Genomic DNA, 1,877 nt, shown 5'->3' on the forward strand with positions numbered 1-1,877 from the left:
ATATCCTGGAACCTCCGAAACTGATGGGGAACCGGGACGCCGATATGCTGGGGAGCCTTGAAATAAGAGAGGATAAGTGGCAACTTGGCTGGAAGGTGGCTCCCGCGTTTTTGGGAAATGACCCTCAAGACATGGCTTCCATGGCAGTAATGCACATTGTAGATAAGGAGACGGGCGTTCCCAGGCAATTCAGAACGATATCTCCGGACCGACCAGAGGATTTATGGATTGATTTCTGGAGGGAACTTGTCTCCATGGTTAAGGAGGAAAAGTTTCTGCCTTCCGTGATAGAGGTTTCGGACCCCTGGGTGGCCGAGGCGATCAAACCCCTCGGCGACTTGGGGATAAGGATTGTAGAGCGGGAGTTTTTGCCCGAGCTGGAGGCGGTATTTGATTTTGTGTTTAGTCAAATGCCCCGGGGCGGGTAAGAATGACAGGGTTAGAAGTCGCGGTATTCAACCGTATTATATACAAGCTTTTAGTTACTGTATTTGAGGATATATTTTAATGGAAACATCTTTGGGACAACCGGGGGAGAAGGAACGGATCGAGGCGTAGGTCACCAAAGAAATGAAGGACCTTATACTAAAAGCCTCCTTGATGAAAGTCAGAAGCACCAGTGATTTTGTGGTCGCATCAGCCTTTGAGGCTGCAAGGGAAACTATCAGGACAAGGACAACTCTGGAACTGAGCGTCAGAGACCAGATAGCCTTCGCTGAATTGGCGATCAAGCAGTCCTCCCCGAACGAGAGACTGAGAAAGGCAGCCGATCGATCGGGATGTCCCGGCAATTGCAGGATTTTATACCCTGTCCGTGTATTCAGTAAACCTTTCGGACGTTCCTCCCTCCATGGGGAAAAAGATCCCGCGGTATCCTCATGTACCAGCGGTACTCCTGGGAAGACTGGTGTTAGACAAGTGTTACCGGGGGAAAGGTGTTGGAGAAGACCTTCTTCTTGACGCCATGAACCGGCTGAACGACAACGATATCTCCTGGTGGGCAATGGCGGTTGATGCAAAGGATGGGTCCAGGGAGTTTTATCTCCATTATGGTTTTCAACAATTCAAGGATTCGCCCGACCGGCTTTTCTTCCCATGTAAACTACCAGGGCTGCGATATTAAACGACCAGTAAATTCCTGGGCTTTGAATCGCGGCATTTGCTTACGAATACGGTGTGTCAGGCGAAGTGTAAGCTGGTGAGGACGGCTGTGTAGAAGTCTTCCAGGTCCTTGAGGTTTTTGGTGAGGATGGATTTAAGGATCTCCAGGTTGAGAGCCTGGTAGTTGTGAATGGCTATGTTGCGGAAACCCGTCATCTTCTCCATCCTTGAGGCTGTGAGTGGGTCTATCAGGCCTTTGTCCCTTAACAGGGTGAAATTTTCCCTTACCGTCTCGGGAAGCCCAAGCCCTTCGGAGGCCACGATGTGCGAGGCCAGATCGATAGAGGCCTGGATGGCACGCTGGAGGTTGAGGACATAGATATCCTGCTTGTCGATGTCATCCAGGCTGGCAGGGTCGAGGGCGGTGACATCCCGGATCCTTTCTAGGCATTTCTGAATGGTAGCCACTTTCGCAATTACTATGTCCTTGGCAGGCATAGATTCTTCTCCGCAGAATCTTCTCTTCCGCTTCCTTTCGATAGAATTTCAGGTCGCTATATTCGTTGAGAGTCTTGGTGAAGTACTCTTCATAAGCATTTTTCCCCCTGTGGATGACCAGGCCGTTTTTGAGCGCCTGCATCCGGATGATGGGTCCAGCCGAGTTCAGCAGGACCAGGTCCACGTCTTTTCTGAGCAGAAGGGTGAGGGCCTCTCTCAGGTTCGCTACCTGATTCGCATCGGGGAACTGGTCGAAGAGGACAGCCACGTCAACATCG

General features: G+C 50.9%; 4 protein-coding genes and 1 pseudogene. 3 read left to right on the forward strand and 2 right to left on the reverse strand.

Going from position 1 to position 1,877, the window contains the following annotated elements:
* Positions 1–44: 44 nt before the first annotated feature.
* From GX108_02725 to GX108_02735, 3 genes and pseudogenes are all read left to right on the forward strand, one after another.
* Positions 45–428 carry a hypothetical protein gene (locus tag GX108_02725; GenBank protein ID NLO55962.1) on the forward strand — a complete coding sequence of 128 codons (384 nt, stop codon included), beginning with the start codon at positions 45–47 and terminating at the stop codon, positions 426–428.
* A gap of 136 nt (positions 429–564) precedes the next feature.
* Positions 565–960, forward strand: a pseudogene (locus GX108_02730) (DUF1778 domain-containing protein).
* Positions 851–1,123 carry a GNAT family N-acetyltransferase gene (locus tag GX108_02735; GenBank protein NLO55963.1) on the forward strand — a complete coding sequence of 91 codons (273 nt, stop codon included), beginning with the start codon at positions 851–853 and terminating at the stop codon, positions 1,121–1,123. Before GX108_02730 ends, GX108_02735 begins: the two are co-directional and overlap by 110 nt.
* A gap of 56 nt (positions 1,124–1,179) precedes the next feature.
* On the opposite strand, the gene GX108_02740 is transcribed toward GX108_02735, so the two are convergent.
* Both GX108_02740 and GX108_02745 read right to left on the reverse strand, forming a co-directional pair.
* Positions 1,180–1,599: a DUF86 domain-containing protein gene (locus tag GX108_02740; protein ID NLO55964.1), complete on the reverse strand. Its 420-nt coding sequence runs from the start codon at positions 1,597–1,599 to the stop codon at positions 1,180–1,182.
* Positions 1,499–1,877, reverse strand: a 379-nt coding sequence (locus GX108_02745) for a nucleotidyltransferase domain-containing protein (protein NLO55965.1), incomplete at its 5' end; no start/stop codon positions are given. The genes GX108_02740 and GX108_02745, both read right to left, overlap by 101 nt.

The organism is Thermovirga sp., from assembly GCA_012523215.1.
Classification (GTDB): Bacteria; Synergistota; Synergistia; order Synergistales; family Thermovirgaceae; genus 58-81.

What these genes read in the sequence shown, in the direction of transcription:
- GX108_02725 (NLO55962.1), top strand. Translation starts at nt 45, where the DNA reads ATGCTGGGGAGCCTTGAAATAAGAGAGGATAAGTGGCAACTTGGCTGG.
- GX108_02735 (NLO55963.1), top strand. Translation starts at nt 851, where the DNA reads ATGGGGAAAAAGATCCCGCGGTATCCTCATGTACCAGCGGTACTCCTG.
- GX108_02740 (NLO55964.1), bottom strand. Translation starts at nt 1,599, where the DNA reads ATGCCTGCCAAGGACATAGTAATTGCGAAAGTGGCTACCATTCAGAAA.